Origin of the sequence: Williamsia maris, from assembly GCF_024171815.1 — a bacterium.
Classification (GTDB): domain Bacteria; phylum Actinomycetota; class Actinomycetes; order Mycobacteriales; family Mycobacteriaceae; genus Williamsia_A; species Williamsia_A maris.
The window spans coordinates 51,255-75,800 of record NZ_JAMTCJ010000004.1 but is presented as its reverse complement, the minus strand read 5'-3'; the positions used below and the strand labels follow the sequence as shown (position 1 = coordinate 75,800).

Here is a 24,546-nt window from a genome sequence, read left to right as displayed (position 1 = left end):
TCACGCCGGACGGGGTGGGTCCTCCCCCTCTGTCCTGCTCTCGCCCGACCTCGCGGTCGGACTCAGGCGCCTGAGAGATTCAGCTGCGCGAGGCGCGGCCTTTCACCGTGGGCGGGCGACCGGGGTCACCACTTTCCAGAGACGTCGTAGCGCACCACGGTCCTGGATGCCTGAGAGATTGACGGAGAGGTGTTGCTCCTTCGGCGGCCGGGACCAGCCGTGGCTGACCCGACGCTCTCCCATGGTGCGGCGACGTAGGAGAAGTCTAGCCCGTCTTGCGGGTACGGGTCTTCCGGCGAGCCGCCAGCTCGTCCTCGGGTGCGGTCTCGCTCACACCGCCGTCGGCGCGCTCACCCGGGAAGTCGGCGATGGTGCCGGACAGTTCGCGCATCGCGCCGCTGACAGCGATGCCGAAGACACCTTGACCGCCCTGCAGCAGGTCGACGACCTCTTCGGCCGAGGTGCACTCGTAGACCGTGGTGCCGTCGGAGAACAGGGTGATGCGTGCCAGGTCCTCGACGCCCCGCTTGCGCAGGTGGTCGACGGCGACGCGGATGTTCTGCAGCGAGATACCGGTGTCGAGGAGTCGCTTCACGATCTTCAGGACCAGGATGTCCTTGAAGGAGTACAGCCGCTGGCTGCCGCTGCCCGCGGCGCTGCGGATGGACGGGACCACCAGGGACGTACGGGCCCAGTAGTCGAGCTGTCGGTAGGTGATGCCGGCGATCTGGCACGCACTGGGAACGCGGTATCCGACGAGTTCATCGGGGACGGTGTCGTTCGGGAAGAGTCCCGGCGCGATGTCGTCGAGGGTGCCCTGCGTGGGGCGCGCAGATGCGGCCACCGGTGCCGTCGCGACTTGGTCGACGCTGGTCACGCCGTCGCGGTTGTTCGGCTCATCGCCCACTGCGTACTCCTGAATGCTCACCGGGCGTCCCCGGCAACCCGAGGACGACGACGAAAACACCATCGTTGCAACTCAGATTACGCCGTCCGACCCGACCCTGGTTGGCGTCCCGCTCGATCGCGGGATCTGTGGGCAAACCTATGGCGGCGAAGGGGTGGTTTCAATGCGACTCGCGGAGCACGTGACTCTCAACGTGAGGTTGAGGGTGAACCGTGACCCCGCGGATGCACAACCGTGATGTGGGACCGAGGTCCGACGAACCGGTCAGGATCCGCCGGTCGCCTTGAAGTCGTCCGGGGAGATGGTGTCGAGGAACTCCTTGAACTTCTCCACCTCGTCCTCCTTGACCTCTTCGGAGTCGGCGGACTCCTCGTCGGGGATCAGCAGACCCGCCTCGGCGAGCACGCCCTCCTCGGCGATGATCGGCACCTCGGCCCGCATGGCGATGGCCACCGAGTCCGACGGCCGGGCCGACACGCGTAGATCGCCGGCGAAGACCATCTCGGCGTAGAAGGTCCCCTCCTGCATGTCGACGATGCGCACCTCGATCAGTTCCTGGCCGAACGCGGCGACCAGGTTGACGATGAGGTCGTGGGTCAGCGGCCGGGGCGGCTCGACGCCCTTCTGCCGCAGCGCGATCGACGCGGCTTCGCTCTGTCCGATCCAGATCGGCAGATAGCGTTCGCCGTCCACCTCGCGGAGGAGCAGCACCGGTTGGCCCTGGGGCGGTTCCACGCGAATCCCGACCACCTGCATCTCACACATGTCGCACCGCACCCATCGAGTGTTCTCCCAACCTGCTGTCGACAACCGCACGAAGGCGCGGCCGGCCTGCACCAATGTTATGGCACGAACACGACCGCGCTCGATCTGAATTCGACGCTACTCCCGCTCAGTCGAGTGCGTCGCGTACCGCGGCTTTGACGAGCTGGGTGTGCAGCGTGACCGAGAGCGCCGCGACCTCGCGGATCAACTCCTCGGCACGATCTCGGGCGCCGGCGCCCTTGCTCTTGGCGATCGGGTTGGCGATCTGTGCGACCAAACCGGCCTCGCGGTCGGCCGAGACCTTGAACGCCCTCAGATGACGGGCCTCGAGCCCGAAATCGGCGAGCGCCGCGGCCGCTTCCACCAGGCGGACGGCGTCCTCGTCGAAGAATCCGCCGGGCCCTGCCGTGAGGAGACCGCTGCGCATCAGTTCGGCGACGAAGGCCGCGTCGGCGCCGGTGCGTTCGAGCAGGGTCTCGCGCGAGATCCGGCCGCCCGATCGCTCGAAGTCGATCGCGGGCGCAACCCACGACCGTGCCGACGACAGCAGTCGCGGCGTACCGGGGTCGACACGCTCGCCGCGGTCGATGGCCTCGAGTTGTTCCTTGATGACCTTGAGCGGCAGGTAGCGGTCGCGCTGCGCGGTGAGCACGAAACGCAGGCGCTCACAATCGGCGTGGCTGAAACGTCGGTAGCCCGACGGTGAACGCTCCGGGGTGATCAGCCCCTCCGCCTCGAGGAAACGGATCTTCGAGATGGTGACGTCGGGGAAGTCGCCCCGCAGACGATCGAGGACCGATCCGATGGACATCGATCCTTCGTGTCGACCACCCGAGGACGGTGCGGTCATCGATTAACCGGCGGCCTGGGATCCGTCGTCGTGCGGGCCGCTGAGGAAGACCAGACGGAACTTGCCGATCTGGACCTCGTCACCGTTGGCCAGCACAGCGGAGTCGACCGGCTCGCGGTTGACGTAGGTGCCGTTGAGGCTGCCCACGTCGACGACCTGGAACTCGTTGTCGCCCAGGCGGAACTCCGCGTGACGGCGGCTGACGGTGACGTCGTCGAGGAAGATGTCGCTGTCGGGGTGGCGACCGGCCGAGGTGGTGGCCTGGTCGAGCAGGAAGCGCGAGCCCGCGTTCGGACCGCGCTTGACCACGAGGAGAGCGGTTCCGGCCGACAAGCGCTCGGCGCCGGTCTCCGAGGTCTCGGTCGAGCCGCCGTTGGCGTCGAGCTCCTTGATGAAGTCGGCGCGGAAGACCGAGGTCGTCTCCACGGGTGCCTGGAGGTCCTTGTCGTTGTCGCTCACCAATTCTCCTTAAGTGTTCCGTGCCCATCCGATGGTCTCGGGGTGGGACGCGATGGCCGGCCCACCGTGACGTGCCGGCAGATCGTGGCCATGATGTTCGGGGTCGGTCCTGACGCTCGTTGTGTCGTGCTGTGGTCGCCGACGCCCAGCGGTCGATGTCGGATCTCGCCGCGCCCGACCGCTTTGCTCCACTGACCGTACCCTGCCCTGTCGGGCGGAGACACCGCCGATCCTAACCGCTGACCGACGCGAAACATCGGCGGTCGCGGGACTCGGTGGATCAGCCCTCGATGACCGCGCGGTACGCGTCGGCGTCGAGCATGTCCTCGAGGACGACGCCGAGATCGGTACCCTCCGGAACCGCGATCTCGACCAGCCACCCGGCACCGTACGGATCGGAGTTGACCAGCTCGGGAGTGGCGTCGAGGTCGTCGTTGACGGCCGCGATGGATCCGTCGATGGGACCGAAGATGTCCGAGACGCTCTTGGTCGACTCGACCTCGGCGAACGACTCGCCCTTGTCTACGGCGTCGTCGACGGCGGGCAGTTGCACGAACACCACGTCGCCGAGTTGATCCTGGGCGTAGGAGGTGATGCCGATCCGGACCACGCCCGGCGCGGTCTGCTCGATCCACTCGTGTTCGACGGTGTAGCGCAGGTTTTCGGGCACCTCGATCTCAGTCACGCGGAGAACCTTAGCGCGAATCGACCGCCGACATCCCACCGCCCGGTGGCATCTTCTGCATCACCAGGACGGTCTGCACCCAGTACTGCAGGAACGACCAGACGTACATGCCGGTACCCCAGATCAGGAACGCCCAACCGATGGGTCGGACGATGTCGCCGAACACACCGTCGAGCTGCCCACCGAGTATCAGCGGGAACCCGTACATGAGCGCGAAGGTCGCCGCCTTGCCCACGTACGTCGACGGCAACGCGGTCAGTCCCCTGGTCCGCAGAAGCGGCACGCTGAGCAGCAGCAGCAGATCTCGACCGATGAGGATCCCGATCAACCACCACGGGATGATCTCGCGCACGCCCAGCCCGATGGGGACGATGATCATGTAGATCCGGTCGGCCGCGGGGTCGAGAAGGGCGCCGAGTTTCGACGACTGGTTCAGCAGCCTGGCGAGTTTTCCGTCGGCATAGTCCGAGAAACCCGACACCAGCAGGACCACGAAGGCCCACCCGTCGGCCTTCTCGACGAGCAGCAGCCACAGGAATACCGGCACGAGCACCAGCCGCAGGAAACTGAGCGCGTTCGGGATCGTCAGCACCCGGTCGGCGGACTGTTGCGCCTCTGCACTCATGCGCTCAGCCTGTCACAGGACTCCGGTGTCAGCGGAAGATGCCGATGATGCCCTGCAGCGTCTTCGCGCCGCCGCCCGCGAACGGGTTGTCGTGGACCATGTAGGTCCACGTGGTGGTGGTACGACGCAGGTCGGCACCCTCGAGGTCGACACCGTCGGCGGTGATCGTGGCCTCGCGGAACGTCTTCCGCGCGTTCTCCACCGCCTCGCCGGGCAGCCGACCGAACTCGTCGAGGATCAGCTTGTGGAACTCGTCGAGCGGGCTCTGCCTGCCGATGGACCGCAGGTGGATGCTGGCGCGGACGTCGGCGACGAACGCCAGGTGATCAGCCCACGCGCGGTCGAGGTGGTAGAGCGCGATCTCGCGCGCCGCCTGGACCAGCACGTCGTGCGGCACCGGCTCGGCCGGGGCCCGATCCTCGGTGGCGACCGCGGCTTTGGTGATGGTCACCTCGGCGGCGTCGCCCGAGTCGGGGTCGGTGGCCGACATCGCATCGTTCGGTGCGTCGGCGTCGGCGGCGCCCGCCGCCTTCTCGATGGAGGTACCGGTGAGCTCGGCGTAACGCTCCGAATCACTCTTGCGCAGTTCGTCGAGGGCGATCTCGGTGGTCAGCACCTCCATGCGGCGTTTGACCACGATGTCGCGCTGCTGGTTGACCAGCTTGTTGTAGCGCCAGGTGTTCGCGTGCAGCTCGAGCATGATGCCCTCGGCGACGCGCTGGGCCTGTTCGATGAGCTCGATCCCCTTGGCGCCCATCGAGCCGTCCTCGGATTCGGACTCCGGGTCACGCTTGAACGACAGGTTCCGGGTGACCACCGGGTCCTCGAGGCTGGAGAAGAACACCGAACGGCCGGGATCGCCCTGGCGGCCCGCGCGTCCGCGCAGCTGGTTGTCGAGGCGTTCGGTGTCGTGGCGACCCGTGCCGACGACGCAGAGGCCGCCGAGCTCGACGATCTGGTCGCGGGCGCCGGTGGACTTGCCGTCCTTCTCGCCACGGGACCCACCGAGCTTGATGTCGGTACCGCGACCGGCCATCTGCGTCGACACGGTGACAGCGTCGAGCGCACCGGCCTCGGCGATGATCGACGCCTCCTCGGCGTCGTTCTTCGCGTTCAGCACAACTGCTTTCACACCGGCCCGGTCGAGTAGGTACTCGAGCTCCTCGGACTCGGCCACGTCGTGGGTACCGATGAGAACGGGCTGACCGGTCTCGTGGATCTCCTTGACGAACGCCACGACGGCCTCGGCCTTGTTGGCCTTGCTGTCGTAGACGCGGTCGGCCTCGTCGACGCGGACGTTGTCGGTGTTCTGCGGGATCTGCGAGACCGCGAGCTCGTAGAACTGGCGGAACTGCTCGCCCGCCGCGAGCGCGGTACCGGTCATGCCACACACCGTCGGGTAGCGGCCGATCAGAGCCTGGACGGTCATCGTGTCGATGACCTCACCGGAATCGGTCTGCGCCAGACCTTCTTTGAGCTCGACCGCGGCCTGCAGGCCGTCGGGCCAGCGCTGCAGCTGAGCGACGCGGCCGCGTGACGCGTTGATCAGGTGGACCCCGCCGTCACGGACGATGTAATGCACGTCGCGCTCGGTCAGGATGTGCGCGTGCATGGCGATGTTGACGTGCACGAGGGTGGTGCCGACGTGCTCCTCGTCGTAGAGGTTGATGCCGCCGAGCTCGGCCTCGATGAACTCCGCGCCCTCGTCGGTGAGGAAGACGTTGCGGCCGTCGGTGTCGATCTCGTAGTGGTTGCGCTTGAGCTTGCCGACGGCGTCGTGGATCGGCTTGTCCGGCACCTCGCCCGTGGTCGCACCGGCCAGGATCAACGGGACCAACGCCTCGTCGACCAGTACCGAGTCCGCCTCGTCGATGATCGCGACGTCCGGTCGGGGCGAGACGAGCTCATCGGCATGGGTGACGAGCTGGTCGCGCAGGACGTCGAACCCGACCTCGTTGACCGAGCCGTAGGTGATGTCGGCGTCATATGCGGCCTTGCGCTCGGCGCGGGTCGACGCCTCGGAGACGAATCCGGTGGTGATGTCGAACAGCGTGAACAGCGGCTTCATCTGGTTCGCGTCGCGGGTGGCGAGGTAGTCGTTGACCGAGATGACGTGCACGCGGTGACCCTGCAGGACGTAGCCGATCGCGGCGATAGCACCGGCGAGCGTCTTGCCCTCACCGGTGGCCATCTCGACGACGTCGGCCTCGAGCAGCCGGAGGGCGCCCTGCAGCTGCACGTCGAAGGGGCGCATGTCGAGGGTGCGCTCGCCGGCCTCGCGGGCGAGTGCCAGGAACTTCGCGCGGTCGGTGCCGGCGGGGTCGGTGATGTCGAGCTTCTCGGCGGCAGCCGCGAACTCGGAGTCGGCCAACCCGGCGGCCCACGAGTCGTGTTCGGTCGATTCCTTGATCAAGGTGATCGACTTCGACTGATTCCGCGACGATTGCGCACCCAGAGCGCGCCACATCCTGTTCGAGAGCTTTCCCACCGCGCCGAACTCCTCACTGTCGTCGAACCGGCGTGTCCGCCGGTCAGCGTGATCTACCGTACGCGGATGAGTCGGCGGGCAATCTTCGTCCTCCGCGCTGTCGGCGCGGGCGCCCTCGTCGCGTGCGGAATCGGTCTCGGCGCGAACAACGGCTGGCTGATGGCCCTGATCGTCGGCGTGCCCCTCATCGTCACCGGTGTCGTGATCGCGCCCCGTCCGAGTCGGGTCAGCGAACTCCCGGTGTGGACGCAGGCCGAGCCAGGGGTCGGGGCGCAGGTTCAGGCGCTCACGCGCAGCACCCTCGGCGACCTCGATCGGCAACCGTGCCTGGTCAGCGCGACGGTGTCGCCGGCCGACGACACCCCCTACGAGGCTCGCTGGCTCGCCTCCATGACGCGGTCGGACGTGACCGCCCTGCTCGACTCCCCGCACGTAGAGCTTCCCGACGATCTGGTCCCACCTCGCGAACCGGGCACCCCCGAGTTCGACGACGTTCCCGGCAGGCACGCCCTGATCTACCCGGCCGCCACGGTCGCGGTGCTGGTCGTGCTGCTCGTCCTGGTGCCCGCATCGGTGTGGCGTGTAGACGTCGACGCATCGTCGGGCGTCGGGTCCGAGTCGGACAGGGGGTCGACGGACCGCGTCACCGCCGGTCAGCTGACCTCGGCGGTACGGCACGCGAGGACCATGGCACCGGCCGCGGCGCAGAACATCCTGCAGATCCGCCTGTCCGAGAGCGGCAGCGACAGTGTCGATGTGTTCCTCCCCGACACCGGCCAGGTGGTGTCGGCGTACCGCAGCTCGAACGGGTGGCGCGATCAACCGCCACGTGAGACCCGATCGCGCAGCGCGGACGCGTTCGCGCTGACGGATCTGGATCGGTTCGACTTCTCCGCAGCCGCCTCGGCCATGGTCGCCGGCGACGGCAAACTCCTCGGGCTCGACATCAAACGCCCGACCGCGGGCGCGGCGCCGCTGGCCACCGGCACCGTGGGCCCCAGCGTCTTCGACAGGCGGACGGTGCAGGCGCTCCTGACCGGCGAGGTCGCCGAGTCGTTCGACCCCGGCGACCTCTCGGTGTCGATGCGTATCGCCGCCGACGCGATCCGCGGGGCCCGGCTGCCGACGACGGCGCCGGTTCTCACCCGCTTCGAGATCCGCGGGACACGGCAGGGGACGCCGATCATGCGCGCCGGCTCCATCCAGAACTCCGGTGGCGTGCTGATCGACTATTCGACCGAGACCACGACCGGGTCGATCGTCGTGCGGCCCGGCGAGTTCCCGACCTCCGACAGCCCGCCCTACGAGAACAAGGCGGGTCGGCTGCCCCGGGGCGCTGCGTCGTTCGATCAGCTGTCCGCGGCCACGTTCGCCCGCATCCGCGACGACGCGATGCGACGAGGCGGGGTCGACACGTTCGACCGGACGGCCTTCGATCTGCAGGTCACGCAGGGCCGTTCCGACGACGACTACGGCCCGGTCATCTTCGCCGCGGTCGGCCCGTCGAACCGATCGGTGGGCACCTACGCCCTGTCCGGCGAATTCCTACGAGCCGGGACCAGCTAGTTCAGTCGGCGGAGTCGGTGAGACACCGGTGCCATGCCTCACGGAGCACGAAGACCGATCGTTGATACCGGTCCGCATAGTCGCGGTCGTCGGGAAACCTGTCGGTGCGCAGCGCCTCGGCGGCGTCCATGGACTCCTGGAACCGTTGGACGGCGGGACGTGTCACGTCGGTGACGGTGGGTGATCGCAGCGCGAGGTCGGTGTCGAGTTCGTAGGGTGCGTATTCCGACATCACCGCGTCGTGCATACGGGTCGCGGCTTCCCAGAGGCGTTGCGCCGCTTCATCGGTGCCCGCGTCGGCGACACGAGCCATCCGCGGACCCGTCGCCGCGGCGGGTGTCTCCACGACGCGACGGCGCGGTACGAGCGCGACGAGTCGAGCGGCGACCTCCTGCGCGGCGGGATCGGACCCCATGACCGCCACCTGCCACCGGTCCACCACCTCGTCGGCGCCGGGCGCGGTGTCGAGACGGGCGACCTCGAGCTGCAGATAGCCGCACCCCTTCACCGTCAGCCGACGGGCCGAGGAGCCGCGCATCGACGAGGTCGATGTCGCGACCGCGCCGCCGGGGACGACCGATCGGAGGCGACGTACCGCGATCTCCTCGATGGTGACGTCCTCGTTGCCCAGATAGATCCACTCGTCGTCGACGGTCAGGATGACCGCGCCGCGGCTCAGTTGCCGACCGATCGCAGCGACGGCGACGCTGCCCGCGATCGCGCCGGCCACGACACCGACCACCAGGGCCGAATCGACGCCGACGGCTCGCAGGATCACCAACGCGATCACACCGACGGCCAGCAACGCCACCGCTGTCGCCGCGGCGACCCGATGCCCGACGCCGAGGTACTCGGTGCGTGCGGTGACCGACAACGGCGCGGACACGGCGGGTCAGACCGCGAGCTGCTCGTCGAGGAAGTCGACGTAGTCGGCGATGGCCTGCTCGAACGGTTCGCCGACGTAGATGTCGAAATGTCCGACCGGGTACCGCTTGACGGTCCCGTGACGCGCCTGCGCGGCGTACTTCAGTGTCGGTCCGGCCGGCGCGACGGTGTCGTTGTCGCAGACCCCGAACAGCACCGGCGCGGTGATGTCGCGGACACGGCGCCCGGGACGTTCGAGCGGTACCGACAACCCGAAGCTCGCGGTCACCGCGTTGGAGAACTCCATCCCGTCCGGGACGATGCCGAGGTAGCCGTCCATCACGTCCGGCGCGTTCATCAGCGCTGTCTCGCCGGGATGCCCGGCGAGCGGAACGAGCACCCGCGACCGGTGGGTGACGGCCGCGAACAGGTCCCGGAACGCAAGCACGCTCAACCGCATCGACGCTCCGAGCCCCTGGGTCTTCGACGACGCGATCCCGTCGGTGAACGGGCACTGGGAGATGACCGCGGCGACGCGGTGGTCCTCCGCCGCGACCGCCAGTACGTGTCCCCCACCGAACGACGACCCGAAGATGGCGACGCGGTCGGGGTCGATGCCCGGCAGCGACCGCGCGTGAGCGATCGCCGCATGCCAGTCGGCGCGTTGCTTCTTGATGTCGAGGAGCTGTCGCGGTGACCCCTCACTGTCCCCGAAATGCCGGTAGTCGAACACCAGGGCGGCGTAACCGGCGTCTACGAATCGCTCGGCGAAAGCATCGAGACGCATCTCCTTGACCGCGCCGAGACCGTGGCCGAGCACGACGATCGGTCGATCGGACGACTCGTCGATGGAGTCGTCGGTGTCCGGACGGTAAAGCCACGCCGCGCAGCGATCCGTCCCCGAACTGAATCCGACATCCTCACGCGTATGTGTCATGCGGGCAATTATGCGGGTCGGCCCGAATCGGAGTGACCGTTCGCACCCCTCGGGTGCCCCCTGCGGTCGGATCAGGGCTGCGGCAGCGACGCCATCCCGCGCAGATAGCGACCGGCGACGATCTTCTGCGCCAGCGGTCCGAGTGGGCCGGCCACGGTGGTCAGACGACTCCCCGACCGGGAGAACGCCGCGACCCCGAACACGACGGAGTCGTCATCGCGGTGCTCGACGGCGAACAGCTCCTCCCCGAGCTCCGGGTGGCCCGGCAGGGTTCCGTAGGCAAAGCCGGCATGGCGGGGTTCGTCGAACACATAGACCACCCGGGCCGGCGCGTGGATGCGGATGGGTCCGACGCCGAGAGCCAGCCGGGCCACGGTGCCCTCCGCGACCGTCTCGTCGGAGGTCGCGACGGCGATACCGGCGCGCAGTTGTACCTGCCAGGTCATCACGGCGCGCGCGCACTGGACGAAACGGTCCCGCCCGTTGCCGATCACGGTCTCGCGTCGCTGATGGTGATAGCCCGAGGGCATCTCACCGCGGGTCGCACCGACCTCGAAGTACGTGTAGCCGCTCGCGCGCAGTTCGGAGGCTGTGGTCGGATCGAGCTGGGTGACGGCATCGGTGCGCATACCCGACGGTAGCGGCGTCATGCGGCGTCGAGAATCCCCGCCGCCTGTCCGACCCTGCGGTAGGCGGCGGCCAGGGAGTCGACGGTGTCGTGGGCGTTGAGTCCGCTGGGATTGGGGACGATCCACAGCGGCGCACCCGCGAGTTGCTCGTCCTGCTCCCCCGTGACGGCCTTGGGTCGACGGAAGGCCGTGCGATAGGCAGTGATCCCGGCGACCGCGACCACGCGCGGTGCGACGGTACGCACCGTGTCGAGCAACCGCTGCGTGCCGTCCCGCAGTTCGTCCGGCGTCAGCTCGTCGGCACGGGCCGTCGCTCTCGGGGCGAGGTTGGTGATGCCGATTCCGCGTCGCAACAACATCTCCCGGTCGGCGACGGCGTACCCGTTCGACGCGTCGATCAACCGGTCGAGGATGCCCGCGCGGTACAGCGCGGGATAGAACCGGTTGCCGGGCCGGGCGAAGTGTGCGCCCGTCGCCGCGGTCCACAGGCTGGGGTTGATCCCCACGAACAGCAGTCGACAGTTGTCGCCGATCAGGTCGTCGACCACGGCGCCGCGGTAGGCGGCCAGCTCGGACTGCGTGAACCTCATCGTCGGAGTAGATCAGCTCGTAGACTTCGCGCGATGAAGCAGCAGGTCAGTTTCATCACGTTCGCCACCCCCGACCTCGACGAAGCGCGGTCGTTCTACTGCGCCGGACTCGGGTGGGAACCACTTCTCGACGTCCCCGGCGAGATCCTCTTCTTCCAGGTCGCCCCCGGGCTGCTCCTCGGCTTGTTCGACGCCGACAGCTTCGAATCCGATCTCGCCGGAGCGGGCAACGGGTCGACCGTGTCCGGGGTGACGATCGCCAACAACGTCGACAGCCGCGACGAGGTGATCGCCGTCGTCGATCAGATGGCCGCGGCCGGCGCCACCATCCTCAAGCCTCCCCAGGACGGTGCCTTCGGCGGCATCTTCCACGCCCACGTCGCCGACCCCAACGGTGTGATCTGGGAGATCGCGCACAATCCGGGGTGGCGGGTCGAGGCCGACGGAACGGTCGTTTTCGGCTGACGCCTCCTTGCTACGGTCACCCATGGCCACCGATGCGACCGATCTCGACGGGTCGGTCGCCGTGTTCACCGCTGCACGTCCCCGTCTGTTCGGCATCGCCTACCGCATGCTGGGCAGCGTGTCCGAGGCCGAGGACATCGTGCAGGACACGTGGCTGAAATGGCATTCGGCCGAGCAGAATTCGATCCGTAACCCCGATGCGTTCCTCACCACGATCACCACGCGTCTGTCCATCAACGCCGCGACGAGCGCTCGGCGTACCCGGGAGACCTACGTCGGGCCATGGCTTCCGGATCCGGTCGACACCCACGCGGATCCGTCGATCGGAGCGGAGAACCGGGCGGGGACGAGCGTCGCGGTGCTCCTGCTCCTCGAGACGCTCACACCACGTGAACGGGCCGCCTACGTCCTGCGCGAGACCTTCGACTACCCCTACTCCCGGATAGCCGACATCGTGGGCACGACCGAGCCCGCGACCCGGCAACTGGTGAGCCGGGCCCGAACGCATCTGCACACGGCCGAGCGCATCCCGGTGGACAGCGCGGATCAGAGTCGACTTCTCGACGCGTTCATCGCCGCTGCCCGCGTCGGCGACCTGGCTCGGCTCGAGTCGTTGCTCGCCGAGGACGTCGTGAGTCGCTCCGACGGCGGTGGCGTGGTGCGGGCCTCGAAGTTCCCGGTGGTCGGACGGGACAGGGTCGCGAAGTTCGTGCGCGCCTTCGCCGACCGGTTCTGGGCCGGCACCACCGTGACGCCGGTGCACGCCAACGGGCAGCCGGCCGTGGTGGTGGCCCGCGGCGACGTCGTCTGCGCGGTGATCTCGGTGGCGGTGTCGGATGCGGTCATCGACACCGTGCTCTGGCAGATGAACCCGACGAAACTGTCCGGGTTCGCGGCAACGCCCTGACCTGGTCGATGTCACAGGTTGCGACGGTGCCCTGTCGTCCATGGTGATCGCGGACATCGGAGCCGCGACCGACACCAGGGGCATCTCATGAAGATCGTCATCATCGGCGGAACCGGACTCATCGGCACCAAGCTCACCGCGGCGCTGCGAGCCGCGGGTCACGAGACCGTCGCCGCGTCACCGAACACCGGGGTGAACACGCTGACCGGCGAAGGACTGGCCGACGCCCTCGCCGAGGCGACCGTGGTGGTCGACGTGTCGAACTCGCCGTCGTTCGCCGACGACGCGGTCCTGGACTTCTTCACCACCTCGACGACCAACCTCCTCGCCGCCGAGAAGGAGGCAGGAGTGCGCCATCACGTCGCGCTGTCGGTGGTCGGCACCGACCGGCTCGCCGAGAGCGGCTACTTCCGGGCCAAGATCGCCCAGGAGAAACTGATCCGGGAATCCGGGGCGCCGTTCACGATCGTGCATGCGACTCAGTTCTTCGAGTTCGTCCGCAGCATCGCCGACGCCTCGACCGTCGACGGTGTCGTGCGCCTGTCCCCCGCGTCGATCCAGCCCATGGCCGGCGACGACGTCGCGACCGCGCTGGCACGGTTCACCGTCGAGGCCCCCCGCAACGCGACGGTGGAGATCGCCGGTCCGGAGGAGTTCGGTCTCGATGAACTCGTCCGGATCGGTCTGGCGAGCTACGGCGACACCCGCGACGTGGTCACCGACGACGATGCGCGCTACTTCGGCGCCCGTCTCGAGGGTGCGATCCTGCTGCCCGGCGACGGTTCCGAGGTCCTCACGACCCGCTTCCGGGAGTGGCTGCCGCGGGGCTAGAGGTGCGTGAGCACGTTGACGACGGTGCCCGCGGTGTCGCGGTAGAAGAACCGGCGCACGCCCCACTTCTCATCGCTCAGCGGGTGCACGATCTCCAGCGACGCGTCGAGTGCCGCCTGATATCTCGCGTCGACGTCGGACACCTCGATCGACACCGACGGGTTGCACGGCGCGGTCTGATCGACGGTCATGAGGCTCAGCTGGACACGGTGGTCCGCGTCGGCCAGGGTCGCGATCCAGCCGTGGTCCATCACCACCTCCAGCCCCAGGACCGCCGCGTGCTCGGCAACCGCCGACGGCAGATCGGTGACGGTGACCACTGGCATCACACGCATGACTGTCATGCCGACCAAGCGCTCCGAACTGGGCTTTGAGATTTAACCGGTCTCACACGCAACTCCGTCTCCATCTCGATCGAGGTCGAGGCTATATCCGGGGTCGCCCTCCCGGATAGGTGCCGCACCGGCCGCGCGAACTGCGGCGCAGTTCGCGTACACGGGCGCTCCCGCACCGCCGGCATCCGGAGCCTCTGCCGCGGGCGGCGGGGTGTACTCAGGCGTCGGCGTCGGCGTCGGCGTGTATCTCGGTTCCGGCGGTGGTGTGTAGTCCGGCGTGTCGACAGTGGTCGTCGTGGGCTCCGCAGTCGGCTCGACGGTGGTTGAGTCCATCGATGTCGAGGTCTCACTCGATGACGATTCCGTCGTTGACATTACGGAAGTCGAACTCGACGAGCCGCTTGAGTCACCGGGGTCCGATGACCCGCATGCGGCGGATCCAAGACCCAACGCGACGCCCAGAGCGGCCACGGCGACGGCCTTGCTAAGTTTCGAAAAGAACATATCCGTCATCGTCAATGCCTGGGCGTTCGCGACGCCAGCGCCTGTTCGTACTACAGGTGCGCAGCGGTCACCGCAGCCCAATAGATGTCGGCCGTGGCGTTGCAGGTGGTCAACGCGGTGCCCGCGCCGTAGGCGTAGGCGCAGTTGGTCTTCAGGTCGTTGCGCAGGGCCGAGTTGCAGGCCGTGTAGTTGCTGCCCGAGGCGTCGGCGCGGTCGTAGCAGAGGTCGTGGCGGGCGCACGGTCCGCGGAAGTCGGCCGCGAAGTAGCTGTCCGGCGACGACGTGCAGTAGTCATGCCGCGCAACGGGCGCCAGGTTCGTGTTGTAGACGTAGTTGCTCGGGATCCCGACGAACGCCGCCGCCGAGGTCGATCGCGACTGCGCGGAGACCGGCGGTCCGGGGTACACCTGCGACGCCGCCTGCGCCGCGGGGTCGATCGGGTACTTCTCGGTCGGGGTGGCCGATGCGGTCGCCTGGTTGCCGAGAACGGCGATCACCAGCAGGGCGAGGGTCACGACGGCGGCGCGTATTCGATTCATTACCGGAGGTAATCACCTGGCCGTGACGCCGGTATCCGGATTGGGCGAATTCCGTGTGAATTGCGAACGACTTGATCGCGTTCGGGAATGGCGATGCTGACGCGCCTCGTTGCAGCGAGGGTGTGCCGCTTCTCGGCACCATCAGACTGGAAGGCTGCGATCATGAGCGGAAAAGTGTGGTTCATCACCGGTACGTCCCGCGGGTTCGGACGCGAGTGGGCAATCGCCGCACTCGAACGAGGTGACAAGGTCGCGGCCACCGCGCGTGACACCTCGAAGCTCGACGATCTCACCGCGAAGTACGGCGACGCACTGCTGCCGATCGAGCTCGACGTGACCGACCGCGATGCTGACTTCGCCGCGGTCAAGAAGGCGCACGACACCTTCGGTCGCCTCGACATCGTCATCAACAACGCCGGTTACGGACTGTTCGGGTTCGTCGAAGAGGTCAGCGAGGCCGAGGCCCGCGACCAGCTGGAGACGAACGTCTTCGGCGCCCTGTGGATCACCCAAGCGGCGCTGCCCTTCATGCGCGAGCAGAAGAGCGGACACATCCTGCAGGTGTCGTCCATCGGCGGCATCAGCGCGTTCCCGCTGGTCGGTCTCTACCACGCGTCGAAATGGGCGCTGGAAGGCTTCTCGCAGTCGCTCGCCCAGGAGGTGGAGGACTTCGGCATCCACGTCACTCTCATCGAGCCGGGCGGGTTCAGCACCGACTGGAGCGGACCGTCGGCCAAGCACGCAACCGAACTCGACGCCTATGCCGACGCGCACAAAGCCGCGCAGGAGGGCCGCAAGAAGCGCAGCGGTACACCGGGCGATCCGACCGCGTCGGCACGTGCGCTGCTCAAGGTGATCGACGCCGAGAAGCCGCCGCTGCGGGTGTTCTTCGGCGAGGCGCCGCTCGGAATCGCGAAGGCGGACTACGAGAGCCGCATCAAGAACTGGGAGCAGTGGCAGGACGTGGCCCTCGAGGCCCAGGGCTGAGAAATCCCACCGACGCCTCAGCGCAGGCGTAGTTCGACGACCACCGGCGAGTGATCACTTGCCGGTGGTTCGCCGTCCGGGGGCGGCAACTTCTGCGGGCGGAGCGCATCGAAGTGCGCGGACGCATAGACCCGGTCGCTGTTGGGCGGTGCTCCGGCGGTCGCCTCCGACAACTCGACCTCGGTGAACATCTCGTGCTCACGGTCGAACTCGGCCGAGCCGTCACGCACGTTGAAGTCGGCCCCGACGATCGTGGGTCCGGACCACGCCGGGACGGTCTCGAGCATCGGCGCGACCTGACGGACGGGCTCGTCGACACCGTCGTGCGGCGAGCTGAAATGCCCGGACAGCACCCGGATCCGGTTGCCAGTCGGGGTGCAGATCAGGGCATCGGTGACAGCGCGCGGCTGATACTCGGTGCTCGAGGCGAACATGCGACGTCGACGGCCGAACCATCCCGAGACGATCCCCGACCACATCGCCACCGCCGACCGGAATCGCCGAGACGTCTTCTCGCCGAACGCGTCCGGGATCCGAAGACCGCGCGCGTCGCTGATCGTGATGCCGCTGAACGTGAGGATGCCGGTGCCCTCTCTGCGCCCATAGACCTTCTCCGCGGCGGGGGTCATCACCGCACTCGTGGGGTGCAGGCGCTTCACCAGCTGCCCGAGGGTGTCGGTCATCGTCGAGCGCAACGCGAAGTCATCGAGTTCCTGCAGCAGGACGATGTCGGCCTCGGCGGCTCGGATGGTCGCCGCGAGATGGTCGAGGGTGCGCGGTGTCGCGAAGAACTTCCCGGGGCCACCCATCCCGCCGTGCACGTTGTACTCCAACACCCGCAGGGTCTCGCCGAGAACCTCCGGCGTCTCGACGTGGTCGGCGCGGTAGGGGCCGAGGCTGAGTCCGATCGCCTGCGATCGGACCATGCCCACCGCGAATCCGGCTGCCGCACCCAGCAACGTCGCCGCGACCACGCCGGCGGAGGTGAACGTGCCGATGATCGCACCGAGCACCGCGCCTACCAGGATCAGCAAGCTGCGGTCACGGATCGTCGAGCCGATCAGGTCGATCAACCCCGGTCGGTGATCGTCGAGGTCGAGCCGGGGCAGCATCGGTCCGCCGGCGATCGGGAGTCGGCGGATGGTGTGGACGGTGACGTCGACGGTGAGGGCCATCGCGGTCAGATCTCGAACTGGACGCGAGCAACCTGATCGCACACGTCGACGATCCGTTTCCGGTGGGCGTTGTGCTCTGGATCGACGTCGTAGCCACGGTAGGCGTCGACGTCCTGCCAGTCGTTGGTGATGGCGAAGTCCCATCCGCCGTCGCGGAGTCCGGCGTCGAAACCGACGTGGTTGGCGACAAGCCCCGGCAACGTCAGAGCGGCGATGCCTGCCAGCCCCGCCTCGAGTTCGGCCCGGTCGTCGGCTCGTCCCTCGGGACCCCGGTCACGAAGGCGACCCATCACCACATTGCGAATCATGTCGTCGATCATCCCGTAGTCCGGTTTCAGGGATGGACGACGGTGACCCCTCCGACGCCGGCGCCGGGATCCCCGAGCGCCATCAATCGTGCGGGCGCGTGGTCGAGGTCGATGGCGTCGCGCAGCAGGGCCTGCGGCGCCAGGGTTCCCGCGGCGATCTCGGCGAGCATCGCCGGGTAGGTGTGGGCGGCCATGCCGTGACTGCCCAGCAGTTGCAGCTCGCGTGCGATGACGAGCCCCATCGGGACCGCCGGAGCCACGTCGTCGCCGAGCAACCCGACCTGTACGTGCCGACCGCGGGGGCGCAGACACGCGATGGACGCCCACATCGTCGAGGCGGCACCGAACGCGTCGATGGACACATCCATGTCGTTCAGATCCTCCGCCGAGGGTGCGCTGCGCGTCGCACCGAGCGACATCGCCAGATCGCGACTGGCCGGGGACGGGTCGATGGCGACGACCGTGGCCCCACGCGCGGCGGCGATCATGACCGCCGAGAGTCCGACGCCACCGCAGCCGTGCACGGCGACCGACTCCCCCGGCTGCACGTTCGCCACCTGGGTCACCGCCCGGTAGGCGGTCGCGAAACGGCAGCCGAGGCCGGCAGCGGTGTCGAAGTCGACATCGTCGGGCAGCGCGACAAGGTTCACGTCCGCGTGGTCGAGAGCGACGCGCTCGGCGAACGAGCCCTGGTGGGTGAACCCGGGTTGGGTCTGACGCTCGCACACCTGTTGATCACCGCGCCGACACGGTCCGCAGTCGCCGCAGGCGCAGACGAACGGCACGGTGACGCGCGCGCCGACCGCCCACCCACGGACCTCTGGCCCGACCTCGACGACGGTCCCGGCGAGTTCGTGACCGGGCACGTTCGGCAGCGGGATGTCGGGATCGTGCCCCTGCCAGCCGTGCCAGTCGCTGCGACACAGACCGGTCGCGGCCACCGCCACCACCACCCCGTGCGCAGGGCAGGAGGGCTCGGCGATGTCGCGCACCGACATCACCGATCCGAACGTCTCGTACACCACGGCTCGCACGGGCTCATTGTGCTCTGTGTCGCCGACCGACCTGCACGTAGCATTGCCGCGATGTGGATTGGGTGGATCGAGTTCGACTTCCTGTTGGGAGACGTGCACTCGCTGAAGGAGAAACGTTCCCTGGTACGACCGATCGTCTCGGAGATGACCCGCAAGTTCTCGGTCTCGGCCGCGGAGGTCGATCACACCGACCTGCACCGGCGTGCCGGAATCGGCGCGTCGGTGGTCAGCGCCGACCGCGTGCACGTCACCGACGTGATCGACCGTCTCGAGCGGCACGGCGCCAGCCGACCCGAGGTGCACCTGGTGTCGGTACGGCGACGAATCATCCGCGCGGACGAGGTCTGATCCGCCCGGACGTGGTCTAGCCCGCCAGATGTCCCCACGCGTCCGACAGACAGGTCCAGGGGCCGGTCGCGACGACCGCACCGTCGACCAGCACCACGACCCGATCGGCCTGTTCGAGGGCCGCTCGCTTGGACGTCGACCCCAGCACCGTGATGCCGCGGGCACGCAGACCGGCCCACAGTTCGACCTCGGTCGTCGCGTCGAGCGCGCTCGAGACGTCGTCGGCGAGAAGCAGTTCGGGTTCGATCGCCAGCGCGCGGGCGAGGGCTAGTCGCTGTACCTGACCGCCGGACAGTCGGACGCCGCGGTGCCCGACGACCGAGTCGACACCGCCTGCCGCGGCCACGTCGGACTCGAGGCGGGCGTCGGCCACCGCACGCTCGATCGCCCGGTCGTGGTCGAGGCGGACGTTGTCGGCGAACGTGCCCGACAGCACCCGGGGAACCTGCGCCACGTGGGCGACCTGACCCGGCCGGAGGAACGTCTGGGCGTCGGCGATGTCGACGTCGTTCCACCGGATGACGCCGGTGTGGCCCACCAGGCCGCACAGGCTCGCCAGGAGGCTGGATTTGCCGGAACCCACCTGGCCGAGGAGCAGCACGAGCTCCCCCGCCTCGACGGTGAGGTCGACGCCGGACACACCGCGAGTGCCGTCGTCGTGCACGGCGGCCACGTCACGTAGTTCGAGGCGCTGCAACGGGGTGCGTGGAGTCGGCACCGGACGGGGCGCGCTTCCGGCCCACAGGTCGACGCCCGGCGGGATGTCCATGAGGTCGGCGCCACCGGCGAAGCGGCTCGTCGCCTTCTGCCAGGACCGGGTTCCCGGCGCCTCGGTGATGACCGCTCCGGCGACCCGACCGAAGTAGTCGAAGCCACCGACCGCGCCTGACACCAGCAGTGCCGTCGCGAGGTCCCAGCCGTCGAGGAGGTATACCACCCACGCGGCGACGACGCCGAGTTGGACCATGACCACCGGCACACCGATGAGCACCGACTGCACACGGTGCTCGCGGACCGCCGCGTCGACGCGTCCGCCGTCGACACCCCGGAGGTGTGCGTGCACGTCGTCGGTGGCGGCGGCGAGCTTCACGGTGCGCACGCTCTCCAGCGACGACACCAACGACCGCCCGAAGTGGGCCCGGGTGGCCGACGCGGCCGCGGCCGACCGTCCGGCGATGGGCCTACCGACCACCGACGCTGCGGCCGCGGCGATCATCACCGCGAGCAGGATGGCGCCGGCCAGGACACTGCCGCCGAGAACGGCGGCGGTCACGACGACAAAGAGCCCGTTGGTGACGTCGATCCAGCGGTCGGAGTAGCGCAGGAAGCGATCGGAGTCGAGGACCCGCGACATCACCTCGCCGGGCGGTGTCCGCGGCAACCCGTGCTGCCGGGTCTGCGCCTCGAGCACGGTCATCCGGATCCGCAGCGATGCCGCAGACCACCAGGGCAGGAATCGTCGGATCGCCGCCGCGAGGGTGATCGGGTTGGCCAGCAGCACGATCACCAGCGAGACGGTCAGCGTCACCGGCGTCTCGCCGCGTTGCAGGTTCTGCACGACGTGACCCCAGACGTAACCGGTCAGTGCCCCGGTCGCGCCGAGGACGGCGTTCACGGCGAACAACGCGCACCCGACGAGCCCCCACGTCGGATGGACTCGGATGATGTGCGCGATGCCGCGGGTCAGGCTCGGCCCGTCACCGACATCGACGACCTCGGGCGGCGGGCCCTGGCGCCGGATTCCGCCGATGGCCCCGTCCATACTCGATTCCTTGTGTAGCGCAGACCGTTCGACCGCGTCGGTTCCGGCGGCGTCGAGGAGCCGGCGGAACGGTCCGGGGCGGGACTCGAGTTCGGTACGAGGCCCCTGGTCGATGATGTGGCCACGTTCGAGCACCGCGACGTGGTCGGCGCGGGTCACGGTGGAGAGCCGGTGGGCGATGAGGATGCCGGTGCGGTCGGCGAGCAGCCGGTCCGCGGCACGGACCACGCGCGCCTCGGTGAGCGGGTCCATCCGCGCCGTGGCCTCGTCGAGGATCACCACGCGGACGTCACGGACGAGCAACCGTGCGAACGCGACGAGCTGCTCCTCGCCTGCCGACAAGGTGGTCCCGCCGGGGCCGAGAACCGTGTCGAGCCCGTCGGGCAGACCGTCCACCCACGCGGTGAGGTCCAGTTCATCGACCGCGTCCTGCAGACGCGATCGCGGCAGCGGCGCGAACAGTGCGATGTTCTCCGCCAACGTGCCCGCGAGGATCTCGGTCCGCTGGGTCACCACGCCGACCGACGCCCTCAACTGGTGCAGGTCGAGGTCGAGGACGTCGACCCCACCGACGAACAACGATCCGGGCTCGGGGTCGACCGCGCGGGAGACCAGCGACGCGAGCGTCGACTTGCCCGATCCGGTCCGTCCGACGAGGGCGCACGTGCTGCCCGCAGGCACGGTCAAGTCGATGCCGTCGAGCGCGAACACACCTTCGGCGTAGGCGAAGCGCAGATCGCGAAGCACGATGTCGACGGGCCCGCCGGGGATGGATTGTCCACCAACGGGTTCGGGGTCGGTGCCGACGAGCTGTCTCAGTCGGATGATCGCACCCATGCCCGCCTGCAGTTCGGGGAGGTGACGTGCGAGTTGGTTTATCTGGCCGATCAGGCCGGAGCTGACGAGGAACAGCGTGACCAGGCTGGCGACGTCGAGGTCGTTGTCGGCGACGAGAGCCACCCCCGCGACGACGACACCACCGAGCAGCGCGTGCAGCAGTCCACCGCAGCGGATGGCGATGCGCGACTCCACGGCGATGACTGCCCGGAAACGGTCCTGGATGGTGCCGGAGATCTCCGCGACCCGGCGCAGTAGGTACGCCTGGCCGAGGCTGGTGCGCATGTCGTCTCGGGCGGCGATGCCCTCTTCCATCGCGGCCGCGTGATCGGTCCACGCGATCTCCTCGGCGACCTTGCGGTCCCGCAGCTCACGCAACAGGGGACGGATCACCACGATCGCGAGTGGGCCGAGGACGGGGAAGATGATCCAGGCCGGCCACCACGTCAGACCGGCAACAATCCACATCGGCAGGGTCGAGAAGACCGTGCGCATGGCGTCCCACACCTGCAGACGCACCAGCGTCCCGACTTCGTGGGTGTCGTCGTCGACCCGGTCGAGCACCTCACCGACGGCCTGCTCGGACAGCCGCTCCAGCGGTTGGTGCAGTGCGGCGGTGAGCAGGTCGTCGCGGAGTCGGCCCTCCGCACGGTCGGTGATGGCCGCCCACACGGTGCGACCGGCGGTGTCGAGGAGCGCGTAGCCGACGAGACAGGCGGCCAACAGCACGATGGTGGCGCCGGCCGGGTTCGCCGCGACCCGTCCGATGATCACCGTGCCGATGGACTGCAGGATCGCGGCGATCGCCAACGCGACGAGCGCGACACCCGCGGCGGGCCTGCGCAGACGCCGCCAGTCCACAGTCTGCGCAGGCACGACGACAGCGCCCACGCGGGGCGTGGGCGCTGTCGTGGACGGTCGCGATGTCGTGGTGGTCATTGTTAGAGACGCTACGCACCACCACTGACATCGGCACCTGCTTTTTGCGGGTGCCGATCGGGAGATCAGGCCAGCTCGTTGCGCTTCCAGTTGTTGTGGAACTCCAGACCACTGCGGACGAACAGCTGGGTCACGGGGCAGCGACGCTCGACCTCGGACACGAACGTGCCGAACTGCTCCTCGGTGGCGTCGGTCTCGACGGTGGCGTCGACCGTCACCTTCTCGAAGTTCGAGTTGCCCTCCTCGCCCTTGACCAGGACCAGGGTGTCGAGATCCCCCTGGATGGTGAAGGTGAACTTGCCCAGAGTGATGCCCAGGTCCTTGGCGACGAGCGCCGCGGTGACCTGGTTGCACGACGTGAGTGCACCGAGCGCGTAGAACAGCGGGCTCGGCGCCTCGTCCTTGCCGCCGAACGCGGGGTAGGCATCGGTGTGGAACTCGTGCTTGTTGTCACCCTGCGAGACGAGCGTCTGGGCGACGCCGGTGCCCTCCGCCTCGATCACGAACGGGACGACGCTTGCACGGATGGTCGATGTCACAACGGACTCCTCATGTCGATTTGGGATACGTAATCAGTGTTCCGGGTACGCGACCTCGAGGCACCATTCCGTTCAGCCCGATCCGAACCGTGCGCCGGGGAACACCGGCCTGCTGATCCCGGTCACGGGAAACTGAGGACGTCGTCACCCCATGCGGTACGCAGTTCTCGGTCGAGGTCGTGCACCGCGCGGTCGTTCCCATCGATGACCAGGCTCGCGCGGTCGTCGGAGTCGTAGGGCCGCCACACCGGGGCGTTCGGGACGCCGTTGGGGGCACCGCTGACCGCGAAGTTCAGCCACCGTCGCTGCATTCGTGCCGACACGGCCTTGCCCGTCGTCAGACCGCCGAGTTTGAAGGTGATGTCCTTGCGCCCGCTGACCAGGTTGCCGAACACGTACGGCAACTCCGTCGCGTGGGTGGCGCCGACGCGCAGGAGTCGGAACAGCGGCGTCGCCCAGTCGAACCGGTAGAGGAACACCGGCGCGATCGCACTGTGCCCCTCGGCCAACCAGACCGTCGGCATCCGGAAACCGATGTCGCGGGCCACCGCCATCCCCTTGCCCTTGCGCCGGACCCCGGCGTAGGCGGCGAGGATGTCGGCCTCGTGCGGGATCGCGAGCTCGGGTCGTTCGACCGCGATCTGCGCGAACATTGCCCGGATGGCATCGGGCGTGATGGGGATCAGCGGCGACTTCATCAGCTTGAACAGCGCCGCCTCGTCCTTGTTGGTCCCGATCAGCAGTGGCACGGGATGCGCGTTCCCGGTACGGAACACGTCGAGGGGGTAGTCGGGCACGAGGTCGCGGTCGACGACCGGCGCGAACGCGAGTGTCCCCGGGGCGCTCGTGGGGATTTCGTCGAACAGCCGGAACGTGGCCTTGGCGACGGCGTCGGTGGGCACGGCGCGCAGGCGGCCGATGTCGTCCGGCGCGATGCCGATGTCGTCGAGGAACATCTCGGCGATTCGCCGAGCCCGCGCGCCGTCGTAGACCGACGTGGCGGGCGAGCTCTGCGCGATCGCGCGGTGGAACAGCCCCGCCGCCGACGGGACGGTCATCAGGGTGGTGACCATGCCGCCCCCTGCGGACTCGCCGAACACCGTGACCTGAGCGGGGTCGCCGCCGAACGCTGCTATGTTGTCGCGCACCCACTGCAGGGCCAGGATCACATCGCGCAGTGCGAGATTCGAGTCGAAGGGGTGTTCGTCGGTTCCGAAACCGGACAGGTCGAGGAACCCGAATGCACCCAACCGGTAGTTGACGGTGACGACCACGACGTCGCCTCGCTCGACCATCGCCGCGGCGTCATAGAGCGGTTGTGTCGTCGATCCGAGGATGTAGGCGCCGCCGTGGATCCAGACCATGACCGGTCTGGGGTCGTCGACGCTCGTCGCCGAGGCGGCGGAGACGTTGAGGGTCAGGCAGTCCTCGTCCTTGGTGACGTCCGGGCCGAGGTCGATGACGGGGATGTCGGGCTGCGGCGCGACGGCGCCGAATCGGGTGGCGTCGGCGATGTCGGTCCACGGTTCCGGCGGGATCGGTGCGCGCCAGCGCAGTTCGCCGATCGGCGGGGCCGCGAAGCGGATCCCCTTCCACACGCGGGTCCGTCCGTCATCGGTTCCGCGTACCGGTCCGTTGCTGGTCTCGACCACAGTTCGATCCGACGTCATC

General features: G+C 68.4%; 26 protein-coding genes and 1 riboswitch. Of the genes, 6 read left to right on the top strand and 20 right to left on the bottom strand.

Annotation, left to right across the window (positions count from 1 at the left end):
• Positions 1 to 147: 147 nt before the first annotated feature.
• Positions 148 to 252: riboswitch (glycine riboswitch) on the bottom strand.
• Between the two features lie 13 nt (positions 253 to 265).
• From LX13_RS18965 to secA2, 7 genes are all read right to left on the bottom strand, one after another.
• Positions 266 to 877, bottom strand: coding sequence for a MerR family transcriptional regulator (locus tag LX13_RS18965; protein ID WP_372500013.1), 612 nt, complete (start codon positions 875 to 877; stop codon positions 266 to 268).
• A 294-nt stretch (positions 878 to 1,171) separates the two neighbouring features.
• On the bottom strand, positions 1,172 to 1,672 hold the full coding sequence (locus LX13_RS18960; RefSeq protein ID WP_253662893.1) for a bifunctional nuclease family protein: 501 nt from the start codon (positions 1,670 to 1,672) through the stop codon (positions 1,172 to 1,174).
• A 127-nt stretch (positions 1,673 to 1,799) separates the two neighbouring features.
• Entirely contained in the window at positions 1,800 to 2,522 is a 723-nt protein-coding gene (gene ftsR / locus LX13_RS18955; RefSeq protein ID WP_253662892.1) for a transcriptional regulator FtsR, read from the bottom strand.
• Between the two features lie 3 nt (positions 2,523 to 2,525).
• Positions 2,526 to 2,981, bottom strand: a complete 456-nt coding sequence (gene garA, locus LX13_RS18950) for a glycogen accumulation regulator GarA (protein ID WP_188493041.1) — start codon at positions 2,979 to 2,981, stop codon at positions 2,526 to 2,528.
• A 280-nt stretch (positions 2,982 to 3,261) separates the two neighbouring features.
• Positions 3,262 to 3,666, bottom strand: coding sequence for a glycine cleavage system protein GcvH (gene gcvH / locus LX13_RS18945; RefSeq protein ID WP_253662891.1), 405 nt, complete (start codon positions 3,664 to 3,666; stop codon positions 3,262 to 3,264).
• A gap of 10 nt (positions 3,667 to 3,676) precedes the next feature.
• Complete coding sequence (locus tag LX13_RS18940) at positions 3,677 to 4,291, bottom strand: CDP-alcohol phosphatidyltransferase family protein (protein ID WP_253662890.1); 615 nt, start codon at positions 4,289 to 4,291, stop codon at positions 3,677 to 3,679.
• Positions 4,292 to 4,319: 28 nt separating this feature from the next.
• Positions 4,320 to 6,779, bottom strand: coding sequence for an accessory Sec system translocase SecA2 (secA2, locus tag LX13_RS18935; protein ID WP_253662889.1), 2,460 nt, complete (start codon positions 6,777 to 6,779; stop codon positions 4,320 to 4,322).
• A 66-nt stretch (positions 6,780 to 6,845) separates the two neighbouring features.
• Between secA2 and LX13_RS18930 the strand changes: the two genes are divergently transcribed.
• Positions 6,846 to 8,345, top strand: a complete 1,500-nt coding sequence (locus tag LX13_RS18930; protein WP_253662888.1) for a hypothetical protein — start codon at positions 6,846 to 6,848, stop codon at positions 8,343 to 8,345.
• 1 nt (position 8,346) lies between these two features.
• Here LX13_RS18930 and LX13_RS18925 read toward each other — a convergent pair whose 3' ends face one another.
• From LX13_RS18925 to LX13_RS18910, 4 genes are all read right to left on the bottom strand, one after another.
• Positions 8,347 to 9,231, bottom strand: coding sequence for a hypothetical protein (locus LX13_RS18925; RefSeq protein WP_253662887.1), 885 nt, complete (start codon positions 9,229 to 9,231; stop codon positions 8,347 to 8,349).
• Positions 9,232 to 9,237: 6 nt separating this feature from the next.
• Positions 9,238 to 10,146, bottom strand: a complete 909-nt coding sequence (locus LX13_RS18920; RefSeq protein WP_253662886.1) for an alpha/beta hydrolase — start codon at positions 10,144 to 10,146, stop codon at positions 9,238 to 9,240.
• 71 nt (positions 10,147 to 10,217) lie between these two features.
• Entirely contained in the window at positions 10,218 to 10,796 is a 579-nt protein-coding gene (locus tag LX13_RS18915; RefSeq protein ID WP_253662885.1) for a DUF1990 domain-containing protein, read from the bottom strand.
• Positions 10,793 to 11,365: a mismatch-specific DNA-glycosylase gene (locus LX13_RS18910; RefSeq protein ID WP_253662884.1), complete on the bottom strand. Its 573-nt coding sequence runs from the start codon at positions 11,363 to 11,365 to the stop codon at positions 10,793 to 10,795. The genes LX13_RS18915 and LX13_RS18910 overlap by 4 nt, the downstream gene beginning before the upstream one ends.
• Before the next feature lie 33 nt (positions 11,366 to 11,398).
• Here LX13_RS18910 and LX13_RS18905 point away from each other — a divergent pair, with 33 nt between their 5' ends.
• From LX13_RS18905 to LX13_RS18895, 3 genes are all read left to right on the top strand, one after another.
• The gene (locus tag LX13_RS18905; RefSeq protein ID WP_253662883.1) at positions 11,399 to 11,830 is read left to right on the top strand and encodes a VOC family protein; all 432 of its coding nucleotides are present in this window, start codon (positions 11,399 to 11,401) and stop codon (positions 11,828 to 11,830) included.
• Between the two features lie 22 nt (positions 11,831 to 11,852).
• Positions 11,853 to 12,737, top strand: a complete 885-nt coding sequence (locus LX13_RS18900) for an RNA polymerase sigma-70 factor (protein WP_253662882.1) — start codon at positions 11,853 to 11,855, stop codon at positions 12,735 to 12,737.
• Between the two features lie 87 nt (positions 12,738 to 12,824).
• Positions 12,825 to 13,568: an SDR family oxidoreductase gene (locus tag LX13_RS18895; protein WP_253662881.1), complete on the top strand. Its 744-nt coding sequence runs from the start codon at positions 12,825 to 12,827 to the stop codon at positions 13,566 to 13,568.
• Here the strand turns inward: LX13_RS18895 and LX13_RS18890 are convergent.
• From LX13_RS18890 to LX13_RS18880, 3 genes are all read right to left on the bottom strand, one after another.
• A complete protein-coding gene (locus tag LX13_RS18890; RefSeq protein ID WP_253662880.1) occupies positions 13,565 to 13,912 on the bottom strand; it encodes a VOC family protein in 348 nt (115 codons plus the stop codon). The two genes, LX13_RS18895 and LX13_RS18890, sit on opposite strands and share 4 nt — an antisense overlap.
• 33 nt (positions 13,913 to 13,945) lie before the next feature.
• The gene (locus LX13_RS18885) at positions 13,946 to 14,236 is read right to left on the bottom strand and encodes an excalibur calcium-binding domain-containing protein (protein WP_253662879.1); all 291 of its coding nucleotides are present in this window, start codon (positions 14,234 to 14,236) and stop codon (positions 13,946 to 13,948) included.
• Positions 14,237 to 14,457: 221 nt separating this feature from the next.
• Positions 14,458 to 14,946 (bottom strand): phospholipase A2, encoded by a 489-nt coding sequence (locus tag LX13_RS18880; RefSeq protein ID WP_253662878.1) that lies wholly within the window; start codon positions 14,944 to 14,946, stop codon positions 14,458 to 14,460.
• A 162-nt stretch (positions 14,947 to 15,108) separates the two neighbouring features.
• Between LX13_RS18880 and LX13_RS18875 the strand changes: the two genes are divergently transcribed.
• On the top strand, positions 15,109 to 15,933 hold the full coding sequence (locus tag LX13_RS18875; RefSeq protein ID WP_253662877.1) for an SDR family oxidoreductase: 825 nt from the start codon (positions 15,109 to 15,111) through the stop codon (positions 15,931 to 15,933).
• Between the two features lie 17 nt (positions 15,934 to 15,950).
• On the opposite strand, the gene LX13_RS18870 is transcribed toward LX13_RS18875, so the two are convergent.
• Genes LX13_RS18870 through LX13_RS18860 form a run of 3 tightly spaced genes read right to left on the bottom strand, consistent with a single transcriptional unit; the run spans position 15,951 to position 18,450 of the window.
• Entirely contained in the window at positions 15,951 to 17,108 is a 1,158-nt protein-coding gene (locus LX13_RS18870) for an endonuclease/exonuclease/phosphatase family protein (protein ID WP_253662876.1), read from the bottom strand.
• Between the two features lie 5 nt (positions 17,109 to 17,113).
• Positions 17,114 to 17,416 carry a Dabb family protein gene (locus tag LX13_RS18865; RefSeq protein ID WP_253662875.1) on the bottom strand — a complete coding sequence of 101 codons (303 nt, stop codon included), beginning with the start codon at positions 17,414 to 17,416 and terminating at the stop codon, positions 17,114 to 17,116.
• 26 nt (positions 17,417 to 17,442) lie between these two features.
• Positions 17,443 to 18,450, bottom strand: a complete 1,008-nt coding sequence (locus LX13_RS18860) for an alcohol dehydrogenase catalytic domain-containing protein (protein ID WP_253662874.1) — start codon at positions 18,448 to 18,450, stop codon at positions 17,443 to 17,445.
• A 51-nt stretch (positions 18,451 to 18,501) separates the two neighbouring features.
• On the opposite strand from LX13_RS18860, the gene LX13_RS18855 reads away from it, so the two are divergent.
• Positions 18,502 to 18,798, top strand: coding sequence for a DUF503 domain-containing protein (locus LX13_RS18855; protein WP_253662873.1), 297 nt, complete (start codon positions 18,502 to 18,504; stop codon positions 18,796 to 18,798).
• 16 nt (positions 18,799 to 18,814) lie between these two features.
• Here the strand turns inward: LX13_RS18855 and LX13_RS18850 are convergent, their stop codons facing one another.
• From LX13_RS18850 to LX13_RS18840, 3 genes are all read right to left on the bottom strand, one after another.
• Positions 18,815 to 22,336: an ATP-binding cassette domain-containing protein gene (locus LX13_RS18850; RefSeq protein ID WP_253662872.1), complete on the bottom strand. Its 3,522-nt coding sequence runs from the start codon at positions 22,334 to 22,336 to the stop codon at positions 18,815 to 18,817.
• 65 nt (positions 22,337 to 22,401) lie between these two features.
• Positions 22,402 to 22,875, bottom strand: a complete 474-nt coding sequence (locus tag LX13_RS18845) for an OsmC family protein (RefSeq protein WP_253662871.1) — start codon at positions 22,873 to 22,875, stop codon at positions 22,402 to 22,404.
• Positions 22,876 to 22,997: 122 nt separating this feature from the next.
• Entirely contained in the window at positions 22,998 to 24,545 is a 1,548-nt protein-coding gene (locus LX13_RS18840; RefSeq protein WP_253662870.1) for a carboxylesterase/lipase family protein, read from the bottom strand.
• Position 24,546: the final 1 nt, after the last annotated feature.